Source organism: Rhizobium sp. 01T417 (genome assembly GCF_056398905.1).
Map to the genome: position 1 here is coordinate 110,207 of NZ_JBFTQH010000010.1, position 24,015 is coordinate 134,221.

Annotated in this window: 25 protein-coding genes and 1 tRNA gene; 14 read left to right on the plus strand and 12 right to left on the minus strand. The window is 61.8% G+C overall.

Features of this window, described 5'->3' with window-relative positions; genetic code table 11:
• Window positions 1-22: 22 nt before the first annotated feature.
• Window positions 23-463: a hypothetical protein gene (locus AC1DPR_RS13030; RefSeq protein ID WP_162763411.1), complete on the plus strand. Its 441-nt coding sequence runs from the start codon at window positions 23-25 to the stop codon at window positions 461-463.
• Here AC1DPR_RS13030 and AC1DPR_RS13035 read toward each other — a convergent pair.
• The 5 genes from AC1DPR_RS13035 to AC1DPR_RS13055 all read right to left on the minus strand — a co-directional run bounded on the left by AC1DPR_RS13035 (window position 447) and on the right by AC1DPR_RS13055 (window position 9,250).
• Window positions 447-1,334, minus strand: coding sequence for a transglutaminase family protein (locus AC1DPR_RS13035; RefSeq protein ID WP_477816441.1), 888 nt, complete (start codon window positions 1,332-1,334; stop codon window positions 447-449). The genes AC1DPR_RS13030 and AC1DPR_RS13035 overlap by 17 nt on opposite strands.
• Window positions 1,331-3,748, minus strand: coding sequence for a circularly permuted type 2 ATP-grasp protein (locus tag AC1DPR_RS13040; protein ID WP_062374411.1), 2,418 nt, complete (start codon window positions 3,746-3,748; stop codon window positions 1,331-1,333). Before AC1DPR_RS13040 ends, AC1DPR_RS13035 begins: the two co-directional genes overlap by 4 nt.
• Window positions 3,749-3,761: 13 nt before the next feature.
• On the minus strand, window positions 3,762-7,082 hold the full coding sequence (locus tag AC1DPR_RS13045) for a transglutaminase family protein (RefSeq protein WP_018856606.1): 3,321 nt from the start codon (window positions 7,080-7,082) through the stop codon (window positions 3,762-3,764).
• Between the two features lie 111 nt (window positions 7,083-7,193).
• A complete protein-coding gene (locus AC1DPR_RS13050; protein ID WP_018856607.1) occupies window positions 7,194-8,576 on the minus strand; it encodes a sensor histidine kinase in 1,383 nt (460 codons plus the stop codon).
• Window positions 8,573-9,250 carry a response regulator gene (locus AC1DPR_RS13055; protein WP_018856608.1) on the minus strand — a complete coding sequence of 226 codons (678 nt, stop codon included), beginning with the start codon at window positions 9,248-9,250 and terminating at the stop codon, window positions 8,573-8,575. The genes AC1DPR_RS13050 and AC1DPR_RS13055 overlap by 4 nt, the downstream gene beginning before the upstream one ends.
• Window positions 9,251-9,420: 170 nt before the next feature.
• Here AC1DPR_RS13055 and AC1DPR_RS13060 point away from each other — a divergent pair, with 170 nt between their 5' ends.
• Window positions 9,421-10,488 (plus strand): ABC transporter substrate-binding protein, encoded by a 1,068-nt coding sequence (locus AC1DPR_RS13060; protein WP_192241587.1) that lies wholly within the window; start codon window positions 9,421-9,423, stop codon window positions 10,486-10,488.
• 15 nt (window positions 10,489-10,503) lie between these two features.
• Here AC1DPR_RS13060 and AC1DPR_RS13065 read toward each other — a convergent pair whose 3' ends face one another.
• Window positions 10,504-10,692, minus strand: coding sequence for a hypothetical protein (locus AC1DPR_RS13065; RefSeq protein ID WP_018856610.1), 189 nt, complete (start codon window positions 10,690-10,692; stop codon window positions 10,504-10,506).
• Window positions 10,693-11,007: 315 nt separating this feature from the next.
• Between AC1DPR_RS13065 and AC1DPR_RS13070 the strand changes: the two genes are divergently transcribed.
• Genes AC1DPR_RS13070 through AC1DPR_RS13080 form a run of 3 tightly spaced genes read left to right on the plus strand, consistent with a single transcriptional unit; the run spans window position 11,008 to window position 13,969 of the window.
• On the plus strand, window positions 11,008-11,952 hold the full coding sequence (locus tag AC1DPR_RS13070; protein WP_025658942.1) for a Bug family tripartite tricarboxylate transporter substrate binding protein: 945 nt from the start codon (window positions 11,008-11,010) through the stop codon (window positions 11,950-11,952).
• On the plus strand, window positions 11,949-12,440 hold the full coding sequence (locus AC1DPR_RS13075) for a tripartite tricarboxylate transporter TctB family protein (protein WP_018856612.1): 492 nt from the start codon (window positions 11,949-11,951) through the stop codon (window positions 12,438-12,440). The genes AC1DPR_RS13070 and AC1DPR_RS13075 overlap by 4 nt, the downstream gene beginning before the upstream one ends.
• A gap of 11 nt (window positions 12,441-12,451) precedes the next feature.
• Window positions 12,452-13,969: a tripartite tricarboxylate transporter permease gene (locus AC1DPR_RS13080; RefSeq protein WP_018856613.1), complete on the plus strand. Its 1,518-nt coding sequence runs from the start codon at window positions 12,452-12,454 to the stop codon at window positions 13,967-13,969.
• A 175-nt stretch (window positions 13,970-14,144) separates the two neighbouring features.
• Here AC1DPR_RS13080 and AC1DPR_RS13085 read toward each other — a convergent pair whose 3' ends face one another.
• Window positions 14,145-14,744: a GNAT family N-acetyltransferase gene (locus AC1DPR_RS13085; RefSeq protein WP_245267938.1), complete on the minus strand. Its 600-nt coding sequence runs from the start codon at window positions 14,742-14,744 to the stop codon at window positions 14,145-14,147.
• 86 nt (window positions 14,745-14,830) lie between these two features.
• Here AC1DPR_RS13085 and AC1DPR_RS13090 point away from each other — a divergent pair, with 86 nt between their 5' ends.
• Window positions 14,831-14,998 carry a hypothetical protein gene (locus AC1DPR_RS13090; RefSeq protein ID WP_018856614.1) on the plus strand — a complete coding sequence of 56 codons (168 nt, stop codon included), beginning with the start codon at window positions 14,831-14,833 and terminating at the stop codon, window positions 14,996-14,998.
• A gap of 125 nt (window positions 14,999-15,123) precedes the next feature.
• On the opposite strand, the gene AC1DPR_RS13095 is transcribed toward AC1DPR_RS13090, so the two are convergent.
• Window positions 15,124-16,215, minus strand: a complete 1,092-nt coding sequence (locus AC1DPR_RS13095) for a DUF475 domain-containing protein (RefSeq protein WP_018856615.1) — start codon at window positions 16,213-16,215, stop codon at window positions 15,124-15,126.
• A gap of 356 nt (window positions 16,216-16,571) precedes the next feature.
• Here AC1DPR_RS13095 and AC1DPR_RS13100 point away from each other — a divergent pair, with 356 nt between their 5' ends.
• From AC1DPR_RS13100 to AC1DPR_RS13110, 3 genes are all read left to right on the plus strand, one after another.
• Window positions 16,572-16,817 (plus strand): hypothetical protein, encoded by a 246-nt coding sequence (locus tag AC1DPR_RS13100; RefSeq protein WP_018856616.1) that lies wholly within the window; start codon window positions 16,572-16,574, stop codon window positions 16,815-16,817.
• A 47-nt stretch (window positions 16,818-16,864) separates the two neighbouring features.
• Entirely contained in the window at window positions 16,865-17,050 is a 186-nt protein-coding gene (locus AC1DPR_RS13105) for a hypothetical protein (protein ID WP_018856617.1), read from the plus strand.
• 136 nt (window positions 17,051-17,186) lie between these two features.
• Window positions 17,187-17,885, plus strand: coding sequence for a hypothetical protein (locus AC1DPR_RS13110; protein ID WP_477816442.1), 699 nt, complete (start codon window positions 17,187-17,189; stop codon window positions 17,883-17,885).
• Window positions 17,886-17,909: 24 nt separating this feature from the next.
• On the opposite strand, the gene AC1DPR_RS13115 is transcribed toward AC1DPR_RS13110, so the two are convergent.
• On the minus strand, window positions 17,910-18,389 hold the full coding sequence (locus tag AC1DPR_RS13115; RefSeq protein ID WP_018856619.1) for a hypothetical protein: 480 nt from the start codon (window positions 18,387-18,389) through the stop codon (window positions 17,910-17,912).
• A gap of 245 nt (window positions 18,390-18,634) precedes the next feature.
• Here AC1DPR_RS13115 and AC1DPR_RS13120 point away from each other — a divergent pair, with 245 nt between their 5' ends.
• Both AC1DPR_RS13120 and AC1DPR_RS13125 read left to right on the plus strand, forming a co-directional pair.
• A complete protein-coding gene (locus AC1DPR_RS13120; protein WP_018856620.1) occupies window positions 18,635-18,856 on the plus strand; it encodes a hypothetical protein in 222 nt (73 codons plus the stop codon).
• A gap of 145 nt (window positions 18,857-19,001) precedes the next feature.
• On the plus strand, window positions 19,002-19,322 hold the full coding sequence (locus tag AC1DPR_RS13125) for a hypothetical protein (RefSeq protein ID WP_018856621.1): 321 nt from the start codon (window positions 19,002-19,004) through the stop codon (window positions 19,320-19,322).
• Window positions 19,323-19,448: 126 nt separating this feature from the next.
• Here AC1DPR_RS13125 and AC1DPR_RS13130 read toward each other — a convergent pair.
• Both AC1DPR_RS13130 and cpdR1 read right to left on the minus strand, forming a co-directional pair.
• A tRNA-Val gene (locus AC1DPR_RS13130) sits at window positions 19,449-19,523 on the minus strand.
• Between the two features lie 83 nt (window positions 19,524-19,606).
• Window positions 19,607-19,969: a response regulator CpdR1 gene (cpdR1, locus tag AC1DPR_RS13135; RefSeq protein WP_007527565.1), complete on the minus strand. Its 363-nt coding sequence runs from the start codon at window positions 19,967-19,969 to the stop codon at window positions 19,607-19,609.
• Between the two features lie 188 nt (window positions 19,970-20,157).
• Here cpdR1 and AC1DPR_RS13140 point away from each other — a divergent pair, with 188 nt between their 5' ends.
• A complete protein-coding gene (locus tag AC1DPR_RS13140; RefSeq protein WP_477816443.1) occupies window positions 20,158-21,039 on the plus strand; it encodes an N-formylglutamate amidohydrolase in 882 nt (293 codons plus the stop codon).
• Window positions 21,040-21,281: 242 nt separating this feature from the next.
• Window positions 21,282-22,055 carry a histidinol-phosphatase gene (gene hisN / locus AC1DPR_RS13145; protein WP_026372158.1) on the plus strand — a complete coding sequence of 258 codons (774 nt, stop codon included), beginning with the start codon at window positions 21,282-21,284 and terminating at the stop codon, window positions 22,053-22,055.
• A 42-nt stretch (window positions 22,056-22,097) separates the two neighbouring features.
• On the opposite strand, the gene AC1DPR_RS13150 is transcribed toward hisN, so the two are convergent.
• Entirely contained in the window at window positions 22,098-23,072 is a 975-nt protein-coding gene (locus tag AC1DPR_RS13150; RefSeq protein ID WP_018859903.1) for an alpha/beta fold hydrolase, read from the minus strand.
• Between the two features lie 464 nt (window positions 23,073-23,536).
• Between AC1DPR_RS13150 and AC1DPR_RS13155 the strand changes: the two genes are divergently transcribed.
• The gene (locus AC1DPR_RS13155) at window positions 23,537-24,004 is read left to right on the plus strand and encodes an Hsp20 family protein (RefSeq protein ID WP_018859904.1); all 468 of its coding nucleotides are present in this window, start codon (window positions 23,537-23,539) and stop codon (window positions 24,002-24,004) included.
• The last annotated feature ends 11 nt before the right edge of the window (window positions 24,005-24,015 follow it).

The window sequence follows — 24,015 nt, forward strand, 5'->3', positions numbered from 1 at the left end:
TTCTGTTTGGTTTCAGTACGTTATGCCAATTTCAATCGGTTTGCCGCGCACTAAACACGCAGTTTATGCATCGTTACAACGCACTTGCAACAAAGGAATTACCCAAACGAAAAAATTGCCGAGGCTTGGCGCTCCGCTGCGGAAAGAGCTTGATTTCAATCGGTTTTCCGAATTTGATATGCGCGTTTTTGCAGGCAAACGAAAAGCCGCTCCGGTTTGTTCCGGGGCGGCTTTTGTTGTTTGCGGGTCTTTGCTGTTACCAGTTCGTCAGGCGGGTCGCGAGCTCGTCGCCTTGGCGGCCATGGCCCAAGTCCGCAACCAGCTGAGCCATGCTATTGGGCTGATAGGCGTTGCTCGGGGTGGTCCCGCAGGAGGCAAGGAGGTCCTTGACCTTTTGCGGCACCATGAACGCCACGGTAAAGATCTGAATTCTATCGGCTATTCAATTATCCCAACGGAATGACATCCACGGCCTGGACAGCGCGTTGGCCGCCGTAGCTCTTCAGCACGCCGATGACCGGGGCGACGTCGGCGTAGTCGCGGCCATAGGCAACGACGATGTGGTCGGTGCCGGCCGGGATGTTGTTCGTCGGATCCAGTTCGACCCAGCCGATCGTTTCGCCGCACCAGACCCTGACCCACGCATGCATGGCGTCCGCCCCCTCCAGCCGTTCCTTGCCGGGCGGCGGAATGGTGCGCAGGAATCCGGAGACATATCCGGCGGGAATGCCGAGGCTACGCAGAGCAAGGATCATGACATGGACGAAGTCCTGGCAGACGCCGCGCTTTATTTGGAAGGCTTCAAGCGGCGTCGTATCGACGGTCGTCGCTTCGGCATCATAGGTGAAATCCAGATGGATTTTCGCGCATAGCGCAGTGGCGATCTGCAGCACGGTCCATGACGGTTCGGCGCAGGCCTTCGCATAGTCCGAGATCGCGCGTGTGTCCGAAAGGCGGGGGCTATTGCCGAGGAAATGATGCGGGGCGTCGGGCTTCAGCGACCAGACGCCTGCGACCTCATTCGGAAGCTTTGCGAGCAAGGGGGAAAAATCCGCTGCGATGGAATGGCTCTCCACGTGCACGCGGGCATGCATGCGGATATCCAGCTTTTCATGCGGCGCGCGCAGCATGAAGGAAGTCGCGGGGTGCTCGAAGAAATCGACGAAGTGCGCCTGTTCATCCGGCGTCGGCGAAACCTTGATCGAGCCGGCCACCAGCCGTTGCCGGTTCGGCAGCGACAGCGGCATCAGCCGCATGATGTGGCGGGCGCCAGAGGCCGGCGTGTCGTAGATGTATCCCATGTGCAGCGAGAGATCGTAAAGCACCTGGGTCATCCGAGATATGTGTGGGCAAGGAGGTCGGACAGATGCTCCAGCTCGCGTTCGAGGCGGCGGTAGACATCGACGCTCATCGTCTCCGGCGTCATCACGGCAAGGCCGGAGTGCAACCGCATCGCTTCGCGATAGAAGGGCGACATCTGGCCGTTGACGAGTGCGTTCGGGAGCTGCTCCACCTCGCGGTGGATCTCGTTCATCTGGAAAAGAATTGAGCGTGGATTGAGCGGATCGAGCGCGAGCAGATCGGTGACCGTGAGGCGAGCGGTGTTGACGTTGTAGCGGCGGCGATGGGTCATGACGCTGTCGCCGATCTCCAGCAGCATGTCGAGCGCGCCATCAGGGGCGTCCGGCCCTGACATGTGCCCGAGCAGCCGTGTCATGTGCAGCCCGCGCTCGATATGGCGGCCGAGCGAGAGGAAACGCCAGCCGGTGAAGCGATACATGTTTTCGTGCACCAGACCGGCGAAGCCCGCGAGCTTGCGCAGCAGAATCGTCATCGCGTGGCTTGCATCGTCGCCGGGAGAAATCGTCTCGTGGAACCGTCGCGCCGTCTTGGCGAGATCAGTGAGCGCCAGCCAGCCATCCGGCGAGAAACGGTCGCGAATGTTGCTGGCGGAATAGACGGCGCTGTCGATGTTGCGCATTAGTGTATCCGGGACTGCTTCCTCGGTGTCGATATCGACGGCGGCCAGATAGGCTGTCACGTCGGCCAACAGGGGCTGGTTCGGATCGGCGGCTTCCGCAAAGCGGGCGTGCCAGGCGCGCAGGATGCGCAGCGCCCCTTCGGCGCGCTCGATGTAGCGGCCGAGCCAGAAGAGATTGTCGGCCGCGCGGCTCGGCAGGCTGCCCGGCATGTTGCGGGTGAAGCTGCCTTCCGCCGGCAGCAATGTGTGCTGCTCCACCGGCTTGTCGCTGACGATCCAGACGTCGGCGGCGGCACCACCCGATTGCATGGCGATGGCCGAAACGTCGTCGCTGCCGCCGATGCGGGCAAAGCCGCCCGGCATGATCTGCCAGCCATTGGCCGTGCGGGCGGCGAAGACGCGTAGCGACATCGGCCGCGGCGTCAGCTTGCCGTCGATCCAGGCCGGGGTCGTCGATAGCGTTACGACTTCCTGCCCGGCAAGTTTGGCGCCGTCGGAGTTCAACCAATCGCCGATCGAATCCTTGGTCGTGGCGCGCAAGGTCGAGCCGAGCACGGATTCGCCCCTGTCATCGAAGAACGGTGCGCGCGAATAGGCCGGACCGATCACCATCTTTTCGATGTTGGCCGCCACATGTTCGCGTTCGCCCTTCTGGCCGCACCACCAGGTCGCGATCGAGGGGAGCTTCAACTCTTCGCCAAACAGACGACGACAGATGGTCGGCATGAAGGCGAGCAGCGCGCGTGTTTCAATGATGCCGCTGCCGAGTGCATTGACGATGGTCACGCTTTCGGCGCGCAGAGCCTCGACGAGGCCGGGCGTGCCGATATGTGAATTCTGGTTCAGTTCCAGTGGATCCGAATACGCCGAATCGAGGCGGCGCCAAAGCACGGTGATCGGCTTCAGGCCCGACACGGTGCGGACCATCACCTTGCCGTTGACGACAGCCAGGTCTTCGCCCTCGAGCAGCATGAAGCCGAGATAGCGGGCGATATAGGCGTGCTCGTAATAGGTTTCGTTGGCGGGGCCTGGCGTCAGCACGGCGATGCGGTCGTCGCCGCTGTGCTTCATGCCCTGCAGCGCATCGCGGAAGGCGCCAAAGAAGGAGGCGAGGCGATGAACCGGCGTCTCAGCGTATATATCGGAGAAGGCGCGGGTCGTCGCCACGCGGTTTTCAAGCGCAAAGCCGGCGCCAGACGGCGCCTGCGTACGGTCAGCGAGGACCCACCAGTTTCCATCAGGACCGCGGCCGATCTCGAAGGCGCAGAAATGCAGGTAGTGACCGCCGGCCGGGGTGACGCCGACAAGCGGACGCTGGTATTCGGGGTTGGCAGCGATCAGGGCCGGTGGCAGCACGCCCTCCGCGACAAGGCGATTTTGGCCGTAGACGTCGGCAACGATCGCTTCCAGCAGGTCGGCGCGCTGGACGAGCCCAGCCGAGACCGCCTCCCATTCGCGCGCATCAATGAGGACCGGAACGTGCGAGAGGGGCCAGGAGCGCTCGGCGCTTCCGGTGCTGCCGTAGGCTCGGTAGAAAACGCCGGCGTCGCGCAGGTAACGGTCGGCGCGGGTGAAGCGTTCGGTCAGCTCCTTTTCGGGCATTCCGCTCAGATGCGAAAAGAAGCGCTGCCAGACCGGGCGGATGGCGCCGTTGGTGTCGACCATCTCGTCGGCGACGCCGGGCAGAGGAGTATAGCCAAGCACGGCATCGTTTCCGGTGCGGATCGCTGGCTCTTCCCTCAGTTCTGCCGTCGGTTTCTTGCCCATTTCGCCCTAGTGCTTAGATTCCCACCGGTCGTCGAAGATCGAGCGTCAGCGGGAATTCCGGTGAAACTGTCTCGGCACGCGGAATGAATGCGCCTGCCGTATGCCCCCACGGCTCGAATCGCGCCAGCCGTCTCGCTTCCGCTTCGTTACCATTGACCGGGAAGGTCTCATAGTTACGCCCGCCCGGATGGGCAACATGATAGATGCAGCCGCCGATCGAACGCTTCGACCATGTATCATAAATGTCGAAGGTGAGCGGCGTATTGACCGGCAAAACCGGGTGCAATCCCGACGCAGGCTGCCATGCCTTGAAGCGAACGCCAGCGACCGAGACGCCCGCCGTGCCGGTCGAGCTCAACGGAACCGTGCGGCCGTTGCAGGTCACGGTGTAGCGGGAGGCATTGCTGGTTTCCAGCCGGACCTGCAGGCGCTCTACGGAGCTGTCGACATAGCGGACCGTGCCGCCGATCGCGCCCTCCTCGCCCATGACGTGCCAGGGTTCCAGCGCCTGCCGCAGTTCGAGCTTAGAGCCTTCGTATTCGACCTCGCCACAGAAGGGGAAGCGGAATTCAAGCTGTGCCTTGAACCATTCCGGGCTGAGGTCGAAGCCATTCTGCTTGAGGTCGCCGAGCACGTCGAGGAAATCGGCCCAGATGAAGTGCGGCAGCATGAAGCGGTCGTGCAGCGACGTGCTCCAGCGCACGAACTTGCCGTCCGCAGGGTGCTGCCAGAAGCGGGCGATCAACGCGCGGACCAGCAGTTGCTGGGCAAGCGACATACGTGCGTTCGGCGGCATTTCGAAACCGCGGAATTCGACGAGGCCGAGCCGTCCGGTTGGGCCATCCGGCGAAAACAGCTTGTCGATGCAGATCTCGGCGCGGTGCGTGTTGCCAGTGACGTCGGTCAGCAGATTGCGGAACAGCCTGTCCACCAGCCAAGGGAGGGGTTGCGCGCCGCGACCCGGCGCGGGGACCTGGGCGAGCGCGATTTCCAGTTCGTAGAGGCTGTCGTGACGGGCTTCGTCGATGCGCGGCGCCTGGCTGGTCGGGCCGATGAACATGCCCGAGAACATGTAGGAGAGCGAGGGATGGCGCTGCCAGTGCAGTACCAGGCTCTTCAACAGGTCAGGGCGGCGCAGGAAGGGGCTGTCGCCCGGATTGGCGCCACCAACGACCACATGGTTGCCCCCGCCGGTACCGGTGTGGCGCCCGTCGATCATGAACTTGTCGGTGCCGAGGCGGCTTTGGCGGGCTTCCTCGTAGATCGTCATCGTAATGTCGACGCAATCCTGCCAGTTGGAAGCGGGATGGATATTGACCTCGATGACGCCGGGATCGGGGGCGACGCGGATGACATTGATGCGCTCGTCCTGCGGCGGCGAATAGCCTTCGATATGGACGGGCAGGCCGAGTTCGGTCGCTGCATTCTCCGCGGCGGCGATCAGTTCGAGATAGTCCTCGATGCGCTCGACCGGCGGCATGAAGACGCAGAGCCTTCCGTCGCGCGGTTCGACCGAGATTGCGGTGCGCACGGCGCCGCCGATCTCGCCGACGGTTTGCTCAACGCGGTTCTGGCTGCTGTCGTCGCTGTGGCGGGAGGCTTCCGGCATGGCGCGGCCGGATGGCACGAAGACTTCGGGCAGCGGATTGCGCGGAATCGACGGGTCGGCGGGGTGGATATAGGGGAAACGCGCCGGCGGCACATAGGGCAGGGTGCCGAGGGGCAGGCGATAGCCGACGGGGCTGTCGCCGGGAACGAGGAAGATCTTGCCGCGGCGGGTCTTCCATTTTTCGCTGACCCAGCGCGTGCTAGAGGCGCGCGCGTTCCAGGCCTGCACCGGCAGGATGTAGCCGGTCGGTACGGTCAGGCCGCGTTCGAAGACGCGGGCGATGCGGCTGCGCTCTTCCGGGTCCTTCAGCTTGGAATTGGATGGGTCGACGTTTTCGGGCAGGCTGCCTTCCTTCATGATCCATTCGGCTGGATCCTCGTAGGCGGGCAGCACCATGTCGGTCTCGATCGCCAGTTCCCTGGCGATGGCATTCAAAAGGTTGGCGGCGTCATCTGCCTTTGCACCGGTGTCCTTGCCCTCGCCGGCGATCAGCTCCGGGTTCTGCCAGATCGGCTTGCCGTCCTTGCGCCAGTAGAGTGAGAAGGTCCAGCGCGGCAGGCTTTCGCCCGGATACCACTTGCCCTGACCGTAATGCAGGAAGCCGCCGGGAGCGAAGCGCTCGCGCAGTTTGCGGATGAGGACATCCGCCTTCTCGCGCTTGGTCGGGCCGACGGCGGCAGTGTTCCACTCCTCGGATTCGAAGTCGTCGATGGAAACGAAGGTCGGCTCGCCGCCCATGGTCAGGCGGACATCCCCGGCCTGCAGGATGCTATCGACCTTGGCACCGAGCTCGTTGAGCTCCTTCCAACTTTCGTCGGAGAAAGGCTTGGTGATGCGCGGGTGCTCCGCTACCCGCGAGACCTTCATCTCGAAGGCGAATTCGGTGTTGGCCTCGCCGTAAAGCGCGCCTGATATCGGCGCGGCATTTCGGTAGTGCGGGGTGGCGGCGAGCGGTATGTGGCTTTCGCCGGTGAGCAGGCCAGACGTGGGGTCGAGGCCGACCCAGCCGGCGCCGGGGAGATAGACCTCGCACCAGGCGTGCAGGTCGGTGAAATCGACCTCGGTGCCGGAGGGCCCGTCGAGCGCCTTCAGGTCGGGGGTGAGCTGGATGAGATAGCCGGAGACGAAGCGGGCGGCGAAGCCGAGATTGCGCAGGATCTCGACCAGCAGCCAGCTCGAGTCGCGGCAGGAGCCAAGCGCCAGCTTCAGCGTTTCCTCCGGCGTCTGGACGCCGGGCTCCATGCGGATGACGTATTCGACGTCGTTCTTCAGCCGCGCATTCAACCCTACGATGAAGTCGGTGGTCCGCATGGGAGTGCGGTCGATGCCGGCGAGATAGGCAGCCAGCGCCGGCTCCACCGGCTGCGGTTGCATGTAGATCTTCAGGTCGTCCCTGATCTCCTCGGGATAGGAGAAGGGCCACATCTCGGCGCTCTCCTCGATGAAGAAATCGAAGGGGTTATAGACCGTCATGTCGGCGACGAGGTCGACCTCGATCTTGAACTCCGTCACCGGGTCAGGGAAGACGTAGCGGGCCAGATAATTGCCGTAGGGATCCTGCTGCAGGTTCACGAAATGGTTCGACGGCGAAACCTTCAGCGAATGGCTGATCACCCGCGTCTTGGAATGCGACGCTGGCTTGAGGCGTATGATCTGAGGTCCGAGGCGGACCGGCTTGTCGTATTTGTAATGCGTCAGGTGATAGATGCTGGCTTTGATCGACATGGACGGCCTTATCCGCTGCCGTATCGTTGTACGGCATTTGCTGTTCCCGAAGGGTAGTGTGTGCAATGCAGCGAAAGAATGCAAGGCGGTAAGGCCGAGCCGGCTAAGCCTTTACGTCGCCTTCGCAAACGTCACGGAGGCCGTGAGACCCCTGCCATGTGCGCCGGGCTCCAGCGTCAGCGATGCGTTGAAGAGGCCGGCGATTTCCTCGACGATCGGCAGGCCAAGCCCGGCGCCCGGCGCGCCGGAGTTGCTGCCGCGCGAGAAGCGCTGCCGGACGGCCGCGAGCGTCTCTGCGGGAATGCCGGGGCCGTTGTCCTCGACTTCGAGGCGGACGGCATCGTCGGTCTCGGATATCCGAACGGTCACCTCAGCGCCCTTGCCGGCATAGGCGATGGCGTTTCCGGCAAGGTTGCGCAAGAGTTCGCCGATCAGCAGCGGCTCGGCACGGACGAGGGCAGGGCGGTCGCCTTCGAAGCCGAGGTCGATGCCGGCCTCGGCGGCGGTCGGGATAAGTTCTCCGGTGATGTCCTGGGCAATGGCTGTCAGGTCGATCGACGATGCGGTCAGCGCCTCCTTCGCCGTTGCAGCGTCGATTTTCGCCATCAGCAGTAATTGCGCGAGGATGCGTTCGGCATGGGCGACGGCCTGATCGCCTTTCAGGGCGGAGCCCTGCGCTTCGGCCAATGTGCTCGCGCGAGCGGAGAGGGCGAGCTGCGTGCGGATGATCGCAAGCGGCGTGCGCAGCTGGTGGCTGGCGTTGCCGGTGAAGTTACGAAGTGCATCGAGCGCCGATTGCAAGCGGACCATGAAGCCGTTGACGGTATCGACGAGCGGCTGGACCTCGCTTGGTACTGCCTGTTCGATCGGGTGCAGGTCGTCGGGACTGCGTTCGCCGATCGCATCGCGCAGCTTGTACAGCGGACGGAGCGCGACCGTGACCGAGATCCAGACGATGACGGCGGCGCCGGCGATCATAAGGGAGAGACGCAGCGCCGAGCGGAAGAGGATGGCGCGGGCGAGCTGACGGCGGGCGATCGTGGTTTCGGCAACGGTCACGGCGAAGGGGACGGAGCGAATGCCTGTTGAGGCTGACCGCTTGAGCGTTGCGACACGGATCGGTTCGCCGCGGAAGGTATCATCGGCAAAGCCTGCCGTGTCGCCTACGGTTTCGGCGAGGACCGGAAGCGCCTGATAGCCGGTGATGAATTTTCCGGGCGGTCCGTCGACGCGATAGAAGACACGGTCCTGCGCGGCCGATGTCAGCATCTCAAGGGCCACATAGGGGATGTCGACCTCGAGAGTGCCGTCTTCCGCCACGACCACGCGTTCGGCGATGGCGAGTGCCGAGCCGGCCAGCACGCGGTCCGAAACGATGTTGGAGGTCTGCACCGCTTCGCGATAAGTGTCCGCGAGCGCGACCATGCCGATGATGGCGGTCGAGATCAGCAGCCAGAACAGGAGCCTTCGTCGGAGCGAATAGGCCGTTGTCATGAGGCCTCTGGCAGTTTGTCGAGATAGTAGCCAATGCCGCGCGCGGTCCTCACCGTCAGCCCATAGGGCGACAGGCGCTTCCTGAGGCGGCTGACATATTGCTCGATGGCATTGGCCGAGATGTCGTCGTCGAAGGCGGTCAGCGACTGAATGATCGCTTCCTTGGCGACAACCTTGCCGGCGCGCATGAAGAGGATTTCCAGCAGGCCGAGTTCGCGGGCGGGAATGTCGAGCGGCGTCGAGCCGGCGGAGAAGGCGCGTGAATTTAGATCGAGTGAAAGGCCGCCGAAACTGACAGTCGCCGAATGCAGACCCGCCTGGCGGCGCAGGAGCACGCGGACGCGGGCCTCGAATTCGGAGATATCAAAGGGCTTGATAAGGTAGTCGTCGGCACCAAGATCGAGACCCTTGACGCGCTCTTCCGGCGTGCCGCGCGCCGTCAGGATCAGCACTGCCGACTGGTTCTGTCTGGCGCGCATGGCGCGCAGCACCTCGAGGCCATCCATTTCCGGCAGGTTCAGGTCGAGCACGACGAGATCGAAATTCTCGGCCGCCGTGACAGCGTTGGCGGAGGCACCATCATGCACGACGTCGACGGCATGGCCGGTGCCTCGCAGGATGGCCGAAAGCCCGTCGGCCAGCGCGATATTGTCCTCCACCAATAGAATGCGCACGGATGTTCCCTTGATTTTTGAAGAGGATACAGGGTGGCGGCGAAGATGTCATAGCCATTTTTTGTGTCTGGTGAGTGTGCTGCTGCTGCGGTCGTACCAGCCGCCTTCGGGGCGCTGCGGGTGGATGCGGCTCGCTTGCCGGATCCCGGTTGCTGGTGCATTGTCCTCTCATGAGGAGACTTTCTTTACTTGCGTGCCTGTTGCTCTGTCCCGGCTTAGCCACTGCGGACGAGGTGTTCTACCCGGCGCGTTCCGGCAATGCCGAGGCCCCGACGCTGGTTGTCTATTCATCGCTCGACGAGCCACTGGCGCAGCCGATGATCCATGGGTTCCAGGAAGCCAATCTGGACGTGGCGGTCAGGTACGAGGATATGCTGACCGGGGAAATTTATGACCGCATCGTGCGGGAGACGGATGCCGGCCAACGCACTGCGGACTTCGCCTTCTCCTCGGCCATGGATCTGCAGGTCAAGCTCTCCAACGACGGCTATGCGCAGGTGAGCAACCTGCCGATGAGCGCGCGCTGGCCGAAATGGGCCAACTGGCGCAATACCGCCTACGCGCTGACCTTCGAGCCGGCGGTGTTCGTCTACCACAAGCCGAGCTTCGCGACGGAGCCGCCGCCGAGTTCGCGGGCGGAATTCGTCGATTACCTCAAGCGCAAGGGTGACGCGATCCATGGGCGGATCGGCACCTATGATATCGAGCGCTCCGGCGTCGGCTTCCTGTTCATGGCACGCGACCAGGAACAGTTCGGTGACATATGGTCCGTTATCGGCGCCATGGGGGCGGCCGGCGTCAAATTATACTCCACCAGTTCGGCCATCCTGGAGCGCGTATCGGACGGCCGCTTCGTGCTCGGCTACAACATCCTCGGGTCCTACGCCGCCGATTGGGCCAAGCGTCATCCCGATGTCGGGATCGTGCTGCCGAAAGACTATACGGTCGTGATGTCGCGCATCGGCCTGGTGCCGCAGGCGGCGGGCGAACCGGAACTCGGACGGCGCTATCTATCCTTCTTCATGTCGAAGGAGGGCCAGACGATCATGGCGCGGGAGTTGCAGATTCCCGCTGTCAGCCCGGAGGTCGCCGGCGAGAATACCGCCAACACGATGCAGGAGCTCTTGGGCGCGCAGTTGCGGCCGGTGCCTGTCAGCCCGGGCTTGATGGTTTATCTGGACCAGGTGAAGCGCGCGCGATTGATCGCGCACTGGAACGAAGTTCTGCGGACGCAGTAAAATCGCCGTGGATGATTAGCGGAAGATGCAGGGCCGCTGGGCGTTGGCCAGCAGTTCCTGCTTCGTCGCGTATGACCCAAAGAGCGAGCGAAGACGTTTCTCCTCCTGCTCGTCCAACCGGTGCCGGCGTGCAAAATCGTGCACACTCCACACCTGGCGTAAGCCCTCATTTTCGATCTGCTTGTTATCGATGTGAGAACTCATGGGGCAATCCTCCTGAGCGCCATAACGCACAAACCGCCTCCAGGTTCCACGGATGGTGGCATTTTGCGTCTGTTTTCGCCCAGGGTAATTGCGGCAAAAAAGTGTCATCGCGGGGTGGATAGTTGATCGATGTCAGCTAAATGACAGCTTGTTGTGGTCCGCTTTGCAGAACTTCAGCTCCGTGGAGGCGGAGAGGTGAAGTTTCGGGAGGAGCTTGCCAGCCATATCGGACCTTGGAGTCCGTCTGCGGTGTCCTTCCCGATTCCATCGAGAACAACGCGCGGTTTCTCAGCCGCGCCCACGGAGGACACACTCGTGAAGCATACTCTTCTTGCAACCATTTTCGCGGCTGCGGTCGCCCTGCCGGCCTATGCGGCGGACTACACCATCATGGCGCCGGCCGCTCCCGGCGGTGGCTGGGACCAGACGGCCCGCTCGCTGCAGACCGTGATGCAGAAGGAAGGCATCTCAGGCAACGTTCAGGTACAAAACGTTCCGGGCGCCGGCGGCACCATCGGTCTCGCGCAGTTCACCGGCCAGAACAACGGCAACCCGAACGCACTGATCGTCGGCGGCTATGTCATGGTCGGCGCTATCCTGACCAACAAGTCGCCGGTCACGCTGAAGGACGTCACGCCGATTGCCCGCCTTACCGGCGAGTATGAGGCGATCGTTGTCCCGGCTGCGTCCGACATCAAGACGATGGCCGATCTCGTTGCCAAGCTGAAGCAGGATCCGGGTTCGGTTTCCTGGGGTGGCGGCTCGGCAGGCGGTACCGACCACATCGCGGTCGGACTGATTGCCAAGGCTGCCGGCGTCGATCCGACGAAGATCAACTACGTCGCCTTCTCCGGCGGCGGTGAAGCGCTGGCCGCTATCCTCGGCGGACAGGTGACCGCGGGCATTTCCGGCTACGGCGAATTCGAATCGCAGGTGAAGGCTGGTCAGCTCCGGCTCCTGGCTGTCTCCAGCGACAAGCGCATCGAGGGTGTCGACGCGCCGACGCTGAAGGAATCGGGCCTCGATGTCGCTGTCGAGAACTGGCGCATGGTTGCCGCCGCCCCTGGTCTTTCGGCCGAGCAGACGGCTGCAATCACCGCTGATTTCGATAAGCTCTCGAAGTCCGCCGGTTGGCAGGAAATCCTGAAGAGCAAGGGCTGGGCTGATACCTACCTCGCCGGCGACGCCTTCAAGGCGCAGCTCGACAAGGACGTTTCGGCTACCGAAGGCATCCTTAAAGAGATCGGACTTGTTCAATGAGCAGGGGTAACGAACCCTTGGCAACGAAGCGCCGCCCTGACTGGGCGGCGCTGGTCATTGCCATCTGTCTTTTCGTCGTCGCTGCCGTCATGCTTTGGGATGCCTCGCATATGCGCGCCATCGCTCAGTATGACCGCATCGGTCCGGCAACTGCGCCCAAGGTGGTCGCCTTCGGCCTGATCGGCCTCGGCATCTGGACCATCTTCGAAGCCTGGCGTGGCGAGTTTCCCGAGCGCGAGCATCAGGAAATCGCGCCTGTAGTTTGGGTCGTCGCCGGCCTTGCCGCGCAGATGCTGCTTCTCAAGACGGCAGGCTTTTCGATCGCAACCGGCCTTCTCTTTGCCTTTACGGCTGCCGGCTTCGGACGCCGCAAGCTCTGGATCTCGATCCCTGCGGGCATCGCTTTCAGCTTCGTCGTCTGGGTGATCTTCGCAAAGCTCTTGCAGTTGACCCTGCCGGCCGGGCCGTTCGAACACATCTTCTTCTAGGATTGGATGCGATGAGCACCTTCGAATTCCTCTTCCAGGGCATCCTGGTCGCCATGCAGCCGATGAACCTGCTCTATGCGCTCGTCGGCGTGACGCTCGGCACCGCGGTCGGCGTGCTGCCGGGGATTGGCCCGGCCCTGACCGTCGCCCTTCTTCTTCCTGTTACCTACAAGCTCGATCCGGCTGGCTCGCTGATCATGTTTGCCGGCATCTATTATGGCGGCATGTATGGCGGCTCGACGACGTCGATTCTTCTCAATACGCCTGGCGAAAGCGCCTCGATCGTTACGGCCCTTGAGGGCAACAAGATGGCCCGCGCGGGCCGCGGCGGGCCGGCGCTCGCGACAGCGGCGATTGGTTCGTTTGTCGCCGGCCTGATCGCGACGCTCGGCCTTGCCTTCATCGCTCCCTACATCGTCAAGCTGGCCCTGATTTTCGGGCCGCGTGAATATTTTGCGCTGATGGTACTCGCCTTCGTGACCGTCTCGTCGGCCTTCGGGGATTCGGCGCTGCGCGGGCTTACATCGCTGTTCATCGGCTTTGCCCTTGCCATGGTCGGCATCGACCAGCAGACGGGACAGGCGCGTCTTTCCTTCGGCGTCCCCGATCTGCTCGATGGCGTCGAGGTGACGACGCTTGCGGTCGCGATGTTTGCGATCGGCGAGACACTCTATATCGCCGCCCAGGGCAACAGCATCGAGGAGAAGGTCGAGGCGGTCAAAGGCTCGCTGTGGATGACGGCGCAGGACTGGGGCCGCTCCTGGAAGGCGTGGCTGCGCGGCACGCTGATTGGCTTCCCGATCGGCGCGATGCCTGCCGGCGGTGCCGAGATCGGGACCTTCCTTTCCTATGCCACGGAAAAGCGCTTGGCGAAGAACCCCGAGGAGTTCGGTCACGGCGCGATCGAAGGCGTGGCTGGTCCGGAGGCCGCGAACAATGCGTCGGCGGCAGGGACCCTGGTGCCGCTGTTGACGCTCGGCCTGCCGACGACGGCGACGGCCGCGATCATGCTCGCCGGCTTCCAGCAATACGGCCTGCAGCCCGGCCCGCTGCTGTTTGCGAACAACCCGCAGATCGTCTGGGGCCTGATCGCCAGCCTGCTGATCGCCAACGCGATGCTGCTTGTGCTCAACCTCCCGCTGATCGGCCTCTGGGTGCGCCTGCTGACGATCCCGAAGCCGTGGCTTTATGCCGGCATCCTGCTGTTTGCGACACTCGGCACGATCGGCGCCAACCCGTCGGTCTTCGAACTGGGCATGCTGCTCGCCTTCGGCATCCTCGGCTACATCATGCGGCTCTTCGGCTATCCGATCGCGCCTGCTGTTGTCGGCCTCATCCTTGGCCCGCTGGCCGAGCAACAGTTGCGCCGCGCGCTTGCGATCAGTCAGGGCGACGTGACGACTCTGGTGATGTCGCCGATTGCGGCCGGCCTGCTCATCGTTGCTGCGGCCGCCTTCATCATCCCGCTGATCCTGCGCCTGCGTGGACGCGGCGAGGTTCTGTCGCAGCTTGCGGCGAACGAGGACTAAAGAAAAAGACTGCCCGAACCCCACAACTGCGGCCGGCGATGGAAACATCGCCGGCCTTTTCGTCTGGTGACGATAAGGTGTTATTGGTGGTTGCTGCGGACGGCACGGGTGCTTCTGCGGCGCATCCAATGCGGAGTTTCTGCTGTTCGGCAGTCACGTGTGCTGGCCGCGCCGTTCAGCTGTTAGGCCGCTCGGCCAACTTCATTTCCATCACCAGGTCGCTCTGCAAATCCTGACCGACCGCGAAGATCGTATTGCCCGTCACGACAAAGCCGGCCCTCTCATAAAACGCAATGGCTCGTGCGTTTCGCTGGTAGACGGTCAGCTCCAGGCGAGTTGCGCCACGTTGATGCGCGTCGTGCAGCACCGTTTTGAGGAGGGCCATAGCCAATCCGCGTCCCCTCCAATCGGTGTGGACATAAATTCGATTGAGGAAGGCCGATCGTCTGTCGACTGTATCCAGCATGAGGTGAGCATATCCGATGACGCGATTATCAAGCATGGCGAGGAAAACAGCGGCTGAGGGGTCGCCAATCTCCGCATTCTGCTGTTCGGCGCTGAAATTCGCCTGGATGTAGGACTCAAGATCCGATGCGGGCGTGTCGCTGCGGTAGGTCGCCCGAAACTGCTGGCCGCAAATTCGCAAAGCGCTTCGGCGTCCGATGGGCGCGCGCGTCTGATTGTGAACGAGCCTGTCAATTTGATGCCTCCATTCATTTTGTCGCGTGTTCTCAACCACATGGCGCGTTTTGCGCTCGATCGCTTGTTCTTGCATGGCAGGGCTGAATTTCTGTCGCTTGTGAAGACGCGCTTCCGTTCACATGTATGAGTGGTCAATCATAAAGCAAAGCGAGAGAGAAAATGTCCTTCCGTAAGTCCATTCGCGATGGTTTCCTTGGTCGCGCCTTTGCGATGATCGGTGCTGCGAATGCTGTGAGCGCCACCATCGAAGCTGGCCGCCGCCCGAAGGCGCGCGATCTGCGCGAACTCGGCATCGACCCGAGCATGTTCGGCAGAATCAACCACTAGCTTATCTGCGCCTTAGGCGCGGCTGGCGGTCTCTGATCGCCGGATACGAAACAGCCCGCAACCGGATGGTCGCGGGCTTTATTTTTGTTCTGATGAAGCCGCATCGGTGAATGCGGCTTGCAAGCTCAGGCGTGCAGTTCCTTATGCGCCTCAGCGCGCTCTTCCGCCTGTTCCTTCTTGTTGTGGCGGATGGAAGACCAGAGTGAGATGCCGATCAGGGCGGCACCACCAAGGCCGGTAATGACCTCGGGAATATGGTACATCGTCTGCACATACATGATCACCGAGAGGATCAGGATTGCGTAGAAGGCGCCGTGCTCGAGATAGCGGTACTCCGCGAGCGTGCCCTTTTCGACGAGCATGATTGTCATCGAACGCACATACATGGCGCCGATGCCGAGGCCAATCGCAATAACGAAGAGGTTCTGCGTCAGCGCGAAGGCGCCGATGACGCCGTCGAAGGAGAAGCTGGCGTCGAGCACTTCGAGATAGATGAAGGCACCGAGACCGCCTTTGGCGGCGGCGCTCATCGTCTGCTGCGACGCATCGAGCAGGCCGCCGATCACCTCGACCGCCAGGAAGGTCAGAAGACCATAGATGGCGCAATGCACGAAGGTTGTGGCCTCTTCTTCTCCGAGGAACGACGAGAACACCAGGACCAGCGCCAGCACGAAGGCAATCTCGATGCCCTTGATCGTGGCCGAGCGGGCCATGAGCTTTTCAAGCCCTGATATCCAGTGGACGTCCTTCTCATGATTGAAGAAGTAGTTGAGACCAACCATCATCAGGAAGGTGCCGCCGAAGGCTGCGATCGGCAGGTGTGCGTCGTTCATGATGCGGGCGTATTCCGCAGGGTCGCGGGCAGCGAGCACCAGAGCTTCCCACGGGCCGATTTGGGCGGCGATCGCGACGATTGCGAGCGGGAAGACGATACGCATGCCGAAGACGGCGATGACGATGCCCCAGGTGAGGAAGCGATGCTGCCAGACCGGTGTCATCTCCTTGAGCTTGTTGGCATTGACGATGGCGTTGTCGAAGGAGAGCGAAATCTCCAGCACGGCGAGCACCGTGCAGATGAAGAAGACGGTCGCCATGCCGCCGATCGTGCCCGTCGTCTGCCAGCCGAGGGCTGCGCCCAGGACGAGGCCGAGGAAGGTGACGATGAAGGCCCAGCGGAAATAGCTGAGCGTCGATTTTTGCGGGGAACCGTTGGTCATGGCCGCACCTCGCAGCCACGAAGGTTGTCGAACAAGGATGTGCGGGAAAAAAGCGACATACCACAAAGGGCATGCGCGTGAGGCATGGTGAGCTTTTTCATCAATGAAAAATCCGCCGGCTTAAGCTGCAGGCGGTACCGACATCACGAGAGCGCCGTAAAAACTCTCGCCAGAGGGGCCCGGCACCAGGTTGACCCGTCGGCCGATGTCCGAGGCCTCGGGATAAGTCGAAGGTAGTGAACTTGCCACGCCAGTCAAGGCGGCGCGATGCGGTTTGTTCTTTTCCTCGGAACTATTCGGCGCCGAGGTCGTTAGTCCTTCGTTCACCAGTGGCATGCGCAATAAAAAGGAGGCCGATGATGCACCCCTCGACCCACACTCCCGACACGCGCACGGAAAAATCGGACCGCATGAAGCGTGCGCGCCCCAACCGAATGCAAAAGGCACAAGTGCTGCCGCCGCATCACGTCGACCTGACGCTGCCGCATGGCGTTTTCGATGACGTCCATATCCCCGCTCACTGCACCGGCGGCGATCTTTCGAAAGGCGGGCCGAAGCCTGCTGCCGAGGAGGATTCCACGATCGCAAGGCCGATCCGCTGACCTATCGACGCCTGCTGCCCTGTATTATCGACAACCGGTGAGGAAAGATGAAGACGACTTTGGTGCCGCACGACATTTGCCTGAAGCACGAGATCGAATGGCAGGCGCTTCGCGCGGCCGCTGATATCCAGATCGATCTGGAAAGAATCGAGATCACGAATTCACTGAGGTCTCGTTGGAGCCCGCCGACGCACTCAAGGCCGGACTCCACGTTCCCGGGCGCCCGGCTCTAGATATCTTGTACTTTTGCGACTGCGCGCCCGTTCGCAGGAGCGTTGGATCATCACGTCTGTACCAAAATGACGTGGTCGCCAACCTTTCGGAAAGGATTGCCCGGCGATAATCCGTGTGTTCACGGGAATCGGATAGATGGCAAAGACTGCGACACGCCGCCGCAAATCATCGGCACGATCGAAGGCAAGGGGAGGCGGAAGCGCTCTCCCCTGGACAATCATCGGCGTCATCGCCGTTGGGGGCATTGCGACTTACGACAATTGGAAGAGCGTGAAGCCGATGCTGGCCACGCATGCGCCAGCCTCGATCGTCTCTCGGGCAGCGCCGGTCGCGCGAAGCGAACCTGCACGCGATCCGAGCCCGAGGCAGACCGCTTCAATCGCGCCAGTGTCCCGCATGGTGCCGCCTGCAGCCGTGCCCATTCCGGCCAAGGCACCTGTCGTCCTTGAAAAAGCGGTGCCGGTTTCCCTCTCCCCTGCGCAGGCGCAGACCGGCAAGGCCGCCTTCGGCTATTGCGGCCAGGGCGAGCACCTCAACTGCGTCGCCGATGGAGGCACGTTCTGGTACAAGGGCGAGAAGATCGCCATTGCCGACGTCGTGAGCCCCGGCATTGAGACGGCCCGTTGCGACAACGAGAAGCGGCTAGGCTTCGCCGCGAAGCTGCGGCTCCTGAATATCCTGAACTCCGGATCCTTCGCGATGAACCCGGCAGGGCAGCCTGGCAAGGGCGGCGTCCCGCATGTCGTGTCTCGCGATGGTCGGTCGATCGGCGCGCAGATGATCAACGAGGGATTGGCCCGCAAACCCGGCGCAAATGGCGCGTGGTGCGCCTGAGGCGAGCCCGCGGCGTATGCCGGCCTACTTCTGCTTCGGCGCCTTGCCGTTGGTGCGAAAGCTGCCGGTAAAGGCGGTGTCCTTGCTCTCGGCCGAGCATTCGATGGCGACCGGCTTGCCGCCGTAGGGGTTACCCATCGTGCAGGTGCCGGCAACTTTGACCTGACCTGTCATCTTCTGGCCGACGCCCGTGACCACCAGGTTGAGCGGCATTCGGGCATTGCCGTTGGCAGCAGGCTTGATGGCCGTGCCGTCACCCTGGAAGCCCAGCATCTTGCCGCCCGAGGTGAAGATGAAGGTGACCTGTCCATTTACGAGCGTCACGCTCGCGAGTTCGCCTTCGCAGCCCTTCGTCGCGTCGACCTTGCCGACGACGAGCTTGGCGCATTTGCCGGTGAGCGTCAGTGCCCCCGGAGCGCCGGGGAAGTTCTGCGGGGCTGCGTCCGCTGCGGTTGTCAGTGTTGCGGCGAGCAGCGAAGCGGCGGCCAAAGTTGCCAGTCTCATCTCTATACCTCGTAGTGCTTATGTCGGCGGTGCAGTATGTCGGCAGCGGCTTGCCATTCTTCTGTGTTCGAAATTGGTCGATAGGCTTGGCCTGTGGACTTGGCAATCGACTGCCTTCCTGCGCGGTCGTTGGTCCGGACATGAGAGCATGCGATGAAATGCCGCTTCGTCAAATTCATCGGGCGCGATAGCTACGCTTTGGTCTGGCAGCGAGACTGCCGGCCGATTCAAGATGGAGGAATGCGATGATCAGGAAAATCGCTCTGAGCGTAACTATCCTGGCCTTCGGCGTCGCACCGGCGCTGGCCGCAAGCAGCCACTACTACGTAGAACATTCTCCGAACAACAGTAAATGCAGCGTCGTGTCGAAGCGTCCTGATGGCAAGACCGCCATGGCTATCGGCGGCGCGCACAAGACGAGGGCGCTTGCCGAGGCGGCAATGAAGTCCGCGTCTGCCTGCATGTAGCATGGGCTGCTGTTGTGCACGAAAGCCGAACGAAGCGCCCGCCCCTTGGCGGGCGTTCCGCATTGGCAAGGAATGGAGCGCCGTTTTGTTGCTTCGCCGAAAACGAGTATATTCAAGCTTCGATCACACTTACGGGCAGGGCGAGATGGGCACGCCATTCAATAAGGCTTTCGGTGCGGGGGTCTTGGCCGCTGCGTTGATGCTTCCGTCCGCGGCATGGTCTGCCGGAGCACTGAACGTCGATGCCCGCGCTTACACGTGCAGCCAGATTTCCCAGATCATCCGCCAGAACAAGAAGGTTTTCGTCCGTTCCGGTTTCGGCGGCAGCAGCTTTCGCTATCCGCCCGCCAAATGCGGCTTGGGCTACGCGCGCACCACCGCGAATTTCCGGGATAAGACCGGCAAGCAATGCGCGCTCGACTACGCCTGCACTTACGACAGTGGGTCCTTTTACAATAACCCGTAGGTGCCGACGCAAAGGCGAAGACGGCCATCCGTCTCTTGCCGCGCGTCGGCTGCGTGCAATCAATGTTTGGGCTGGCCCAGAAACGAAAAAGGCTTAGCGGTTTCCCGCTAAGCCTTTGAATTCGAATGGTGGGCGTGACAAGGATCGAACTTGTGACCCCTACGATGTCAACGTAGTGCTCTCCCGCTGAGCTACACGCCCATCCGATGGCGGCGCATAGACCACAAACCCTTTTTGCCGTCAATAGGCTTTTTTCGGTTTTGTGACATGCTTTGCCGGAAGCCTTATGCGGCAAGCATTTTATTTACTTCCTCGACGAGGTCGCGAAGGTGGAAAGGCTTGGAAAGGACCTTCGCGTCCTTCGGTGCCTTCGAATCAGGGTTGAGGGCGACGGCTGCGAATCCGGTGATGAACATCACTTTCAGGTCCGGATCGAGTTCGGTGGCGCGGCGCGCCAGTTCGATTCCGTCCATTTCGGGCATGACGATATCGGTCAGGAGCAGCGAGAAGGGTTCTTCACGAAGCCTGTCATAGGCGCTGGCGCCGTTGTCGTAGGAGAGGACCTTGTAGCCTGCCTTTTCAAGCGCCTTCACAAGGAACCGGCGCATGTCATTGTCGTCTTCTGCAAGAAGTATCTTCTGAGTCATTATCCAGACCGCTAATCAATAATTTATGCGTTGGGCTCCAGCCATTTACACTAGAGTTCGCCCAGTAAACAACCGGGGAAGAGGCCATCCGGGCCGTCATCCCCATGAGATAGTATGGACTTGGAGTGCTGCAACTGGCAACATGGTCGAAGCAATGGCCTCCTGATGTGGTAAAGAGGGAAAAAAGGGTGCACGAAATCCCTGAATACGCACTTTTCGAGGTCCGGGAGCCTGCGTCGCACGCCATTCCATTCGTCTACAACTCGCCGCACAGCGGGCGCATCTATCCCCCCGAATTCATCGCTCAGTCCAGGCTCGAGGGCATTTCCATCCGCCGCTCCGAGGATCACTATGTCGATGAGCTGTTTGCCGATGCGAGCGCGCTTGGGGCGCCGCTCCTGCTTGCAAACTTTCCGCGCGCCTATCTCGATGTGAACCGCGAGCCCTACGAGCTCGATCCGCGCATGTTCGACGGTCTGCTGCCGCCCTACGCGAACATCAATTCACTGCGCGTGGCAGGCGGGCTCGGTACCATTCCGCGCATCGTTGCCGAGAACATGGAGATCTATGCCCGTCGGCTGTCGGTGCAGGAGGGGCTCGATCGAATCGAAGCCGTCTATAAGCCATATCACGCGGTGTTGCGGCGGCTGATCGCCCGCACGCATGTCCAGTTCGGCTTCGGCGTGCTGATCGATTGCCACTCCATGCCGGGCAACGTTCGCGTCGCCGGCACCAATGCGCGGCCGGATTTCATCATCGGCGATCGCTACGGCACCAGTGCCTCGGCCGATCTGTCGCGTGCGGCTGTCGCCATCTTGGAGGAGATGGGCTTCACGGCAATCCGCAACAAGCCATATGCCGGCGGGTTTATCACGGAGCATTATGGCCGCCCGTCGCGTGGACTGCATGCGCTGCAGATTGAAGTGAACCGCTCGATCTATGTCGACGAAGTTACGCTGGAGAAGCGCTCCGACTTCGCCTTGGTTGCCGCAGCGATCACCGCCTTCATGCGCCAGATGGCGGTCTATGTGGCGCAGTTCGCGACCGACACCGCCCTCGCTGCCGAATAGGCCTTCAAGACATCAAAAAGAGACCGCCTCGCGGCGGTCTAAGTCTAGGGAGGAAACACCCAAGGAGGGCATTTACAGTCAAAGACTGTGGGCAAAAGCTACTATTGCGGTGCACAATTGTCAATCAAAATTTTGCAGTGCAAAAATATTGTGCAGCCGGCTAAAAGCTGCCGCTCTCGTTTGCAACGGGCGGCAATTCGGCTATGAAAAGCGGCACTCGCGCGCCACCAATGGATTCCACCATGTTGCCTGATCGCTCGTTCTTCAATCGCCTGGCGGAGGCCGCCAAGGCCGAAACGCTGCCACGGTTCCGTTCCGGACTTGACGTGACCAACAAGCTATCGAGCGGCTTTGACCCCGTCACCGAAGGCGACAGGGCGGCGGAAGTCGCCATTCGGGCGCTGATCGAGGAGCATTTCCCGGATCACGGCATTCTCGGCGAAGAGCACGGCAATGTTGGCCTGGACCGCGAATATGTCTGGGTGATCGACCCGATCGACGGTACGCGCGCGTTCATCTCCGGTGTACCGGTCTGGGGAACGCTGATCGGTCTGCAGCGAAACGGCCGGGCCGTCATGGGCATGATCGACCAGCCCTTTACTGGCGAAAGCTATTTCGCAGATGCGAACGGTTCGATCTATAACGGCCCGGAAGGGGAGCGGCGGCTGCAGGTTCGCGATTGCGGCGCACTGGCGAACGCCATTCTCTTCACCACCTCGCCGCATCTGTTTGCCGGTGTCGAGATGGAGAAATACCGTGAGATCGAGAGCCAGGTGCGGCTCTTCCGCTATGGCACGGACTGCTACGCCTACGCGCTGCTCGCCGCCGGCCATGTCGATCTTGTGATCGAAAACGGCCTGAAGCCCTACGATGTCGGTGGCATCATCCCCGTCATTGAGAATGCCGGCGGAATCATCACGACCTGGGATGGCGGGCGTCCGGAAAATGGCGGCTCGATCATTGCGGCCGGCAGCCGCGCCGTCTACGAGCAGGCGATGGCGGTTCTCAATCGATAGCATCCACCGGCATTTGTCGCGGTCGCTTGGATAGAGACCGGGCTAGGTACCAAACCCTTCGACTTCCTCGACGGCCTCGGCGTCACTGCCGGGGATGAAGGCGTGAAAGGCGGCAAGCGCCGCCTTGCGGTAGACGTCGCGTTCCTGCAGCACCTCATGCCGCGCACCATTGATCGGCACGAACTGGGCGGCGCGGAAATAGCGCGAGATCCGCTCCTGCGCGATATAGGGCACGATGGCGTCGCGCGTCGGCGCGATGACGACCGTCGGGATGGTGATCGAGAACAAATGGCTCGGAGCGGTTACGCGGTCGATCGTCAGCAGCGAGTCGTACAGCCAGCGCGCTGTCGGGGGGCCGAGCGTCAGCTCCGGATGTGCGGCGGCAACAGCGACATTGCGCTCGAAACGGGTCTCGTCCGATGTCAGAGGGTTGTCGCTGAACGGCTTCTCCTTGAGCTTGCGCGTCAGCGGGAACGAGCCGAGACCGAGCGAACAGGCGATCCCGGCAAGCGCCCGGATCGTACCTTCCGATGCTGCCTGACCTGAAAGACCAATAAAGGGTGCCGTCAGCACCATGCGCTCGATACGTGTCGATAGGTACGGGGCGGCGGACATCGCGATCAGCGCTCCGGTCGAATGCGCCAGAAGAAAGAACGGCAGGCGGGTATCCGGCAGCACGATTTTCTCGAGGAACGTGTCGAGGTCGTGCTCGTAATCGACGAAGCGGCGGACATGGCCATAGGTGCGCGTCTTCAGAAGCCGGTCCGAGCCGCCCTGGCCACGCAGATCGAAGGTCGCGACCCACAGGCCCTTGGCCGTCAGGTCGCGGATCGTCTCGAAATACTTCTCGATATACTCGTTGCGGCCCTGGAGGAGGACGACCGTACCCTTCGCCACCGGCGCGTCGGAGCGGAAGACGGCATAGCGCAGCCGATGGCCGTCATGCGTTTCGAAGAAGCCTTCGGTTCGGTTCTCCGGAGCCGGATTTTCGGGGGTCGAGAAAAGAACTTGTTCCATGGCCGATCGATCGTGTGCTTCGCGGATTCGCCTATTGAGTAAAACGGATAGCTGATTGGGCTGTCAAATCAAAGAAAAGAGGCTTGGTAACAGGCGGTGAACGTAAGTTGGCCGTTTTGCCGTCACGCCATAAAAAAAGCCGGCATGCTGAACTTGAGGTTCCGCGATGCCGGCTGGAGATCGGGCTGAAGACGAAGGGACGATACACTCCAGCCATCGGGCCAGTGTCACCCGATAGGCACGATTCCTAATCCCCTGCGCATGAATGGCTTCCGAACCGGCTGTTCATGCGGGGTTCACGCTGCGTGAGTTCCCTCCCAACGCCAGGGTCTTGAACTGCGCAAAGGCCATCCCCATCTCAATCCTGCGGGTGCCAAACGGGCCTGCTAAACCGTCCCGAAGCTGCCGATCAAGGGGTTTCAGGGGCAACTATCGCAACACGTCGCTTCCTTAAGGAGGACATCATGCGTCACGTAGACTTCTCTCCCCTTTATCGTTCGACCGTCGGTTTCGACCGTCTCTTCACCATGCTCGACAGCCTCGGCCAACCTGACCAGGGCCAGACTTATCCGCCCTACAACATCGAGCGTACTGGTGAAAACACCTACCGCATCACCATGGCCGTTGCCGGTTTCGATGAGACCGAAATCTCCATCGAGGCACAGGCTCACGCTCTCACCGTCAAGGGTGAAAAGAGCGAAGACAAGGTTGATGGCAGCGAGTTCCTCTATCGCGGCATTGCCAAGCGCGCCTTCGAGCGCCGCTTCCAGCTTGCCGACCATGTCGAGGTTACCGCCGCTTCGCTGAAGAACGGTCTTCTCCACATCGACCTGCTTCGCAGCATTCCGGAAGCCATGAAGCCGCGTAAGATCGCGATTGCGGCTGAGCCGGTCAGCGCGCCGAAGGCCATCGAGGCACAGGTCACCAACTAACCCAATCGGTC

Bases quoted from the DNA above. Each gene is read 5' to 3' on its own strand.
- AC1DPR_RS13030 (WP_162763411.1), top strand. From the start codon at position 23: ATGCCAATTTCAATCGGTTTGCCGCGCACTAAACACGCAGTTTATGCA.
- AC1DPR_RS13035 (WP_477816441.1), bottom strand. From the start codon at position 1,334: ATGACCCAGGTGCTTTACGATCTCTCGCTGCACATGGGATACATCTAC.
- AC1DPR_RS13040 (WP_062374411.1), bottom strand. From the start codon at position 3,748: ATGGGCAAGAAACCGACGGCAGAACTGAGGGAAGAGCCAGCGATCCGC.
- AC1DPR_RS13045 (WP_018856606.1), bottom strand. From the start codon at position 7,082: ATGTCGATCAAAGCCAGCATCTATCACCTGACGCATTACAAATACGAC.
- AC1DPR_RS13050 (WP_018856607.1), bottom strand. From the start codon at position 8,576: ATGACAACGGCCTATTCGCTCCGACGAAGGCTCCTGTTCTGGCTGCTG.
- AC1DPR_RS13060 (WP_192241587.1), top strand. From the start codon at position 9,421: ATGAGGAGACTTTCTTTACTTGCGTGCCTGTTGCTCTGTCCCGGCTTA.
- AC1DPR_RS13065 (WP_018856610.1), bottom strand. From the start codon at position 10,692: ATGAGTTCTCACATCGATAACAAGCAGATCGAAAATGAGGGCTTACGC.
- AC1DPR_RS13075 (WP_018856612.1), top strand. From the start codon at position 11,949: ATGAGCAGGGGTAACGAACCCTTGGCAACGAAGCGCCGCCCTGACTGG.
- AC1DPR_RS13080 (WP_018856613.1), top strand. From the start codon at position 12,452: ATGAGCACCTTCGAATTCCTCTTCCAGGGCATCCTGGTCGCCATGCAG.
- AC1DPR_RS13085 (WP_245267938.1), bottom strand. From the start codon at position 14,744: ATGCAAGAACAAGCGATCGAGCGCAAAACGCGCCATGTGGTTGAGAAC.
- AC1DPR_RS13090 (WP_018856614.1), top strand. From the start codon at position 14,831: ATGTCCTTCCGTAAGTCCATTCGCGATGGTTTCCTTGGTCGCGCCTTT.
- AC1DPR_RS13095 (WP_018856615.1), bottom strand. From the start codon at position 16,215: ATGACCAACGGTTCCCCGCAAAAATCGACGCTCAGCTATTTCCGCTGG.
- AC1DPR_RS13100 (WP_018856616.1), top strand. From the start codon at position 16,572: ATGATGCACCCCTCGACCCACACTCCCGACACGCGCACGGAAAAATCG.
- AC1DPR_RS13105 (WP_018856617.1), top strand. From the start codon at position 16,865: ATGAAGACGACTTTGGTGCCGCACGACATTTGCCTGAAGCACGAGATC.
- AC1DPR_RS13110 (WP_477816442.1), top strand. From the start codon at position 17,187: ATGGCAAAGACTGCGACACGCCGCCGCAAATCATCGGCACGATCGAAG.
- AC1DPR_RS13115 (WP_018856619.1), bottom strand. From the start codon at position 18,389: ATGAGACTGGCAACTTTGGCCGCCGCTTCGCTGCTCGCCGCAACACTG.
- AC1DPR_RS13120 (WP_018856620.1), top strand. From the start codon at position 18,635: ATGATCAGGAAAATCGCTCTGAGCGTAACTATCCTGGCCTTCGGCGTC.
- AC1DPR_RS13125 (WP_018856621.1), top strand. From the start codon at position 19,002: ATGGGCACGCCATTCAATAAGGCTTTCGGTGCGGGGGTCTTGGCCGCT.
- cpdR1 (WP_007527565.1), bottom strand. From the start codon at position 19,969: ATGACTCAGAAGATACTTCTTGCAGAAGACGACAATGACATGCGCCGG.
- hisN (WP_026372158.1), top strand. From the start codon at position 21,282: ATGTTGCCTGATCGCTCGTTCTTCAATCGCCTGGCGGAGGCCGCCAAG.
- AC1DPR_RS13150 (WP_018859903.1), bottom strand. From the start codon at position 23,072: ATGGAACAAGTTCTTTTCTCGACCCCCGAAAATCCGGCTCCGGAGAAC.
- AC1DPR_RS13155 (WP_018859904.1), top strand. From the start codon at position 23,537: ATGCGTCACGTAGACTTCTCTCCCCTTTATCGTTCGACCGTCGGTTTC.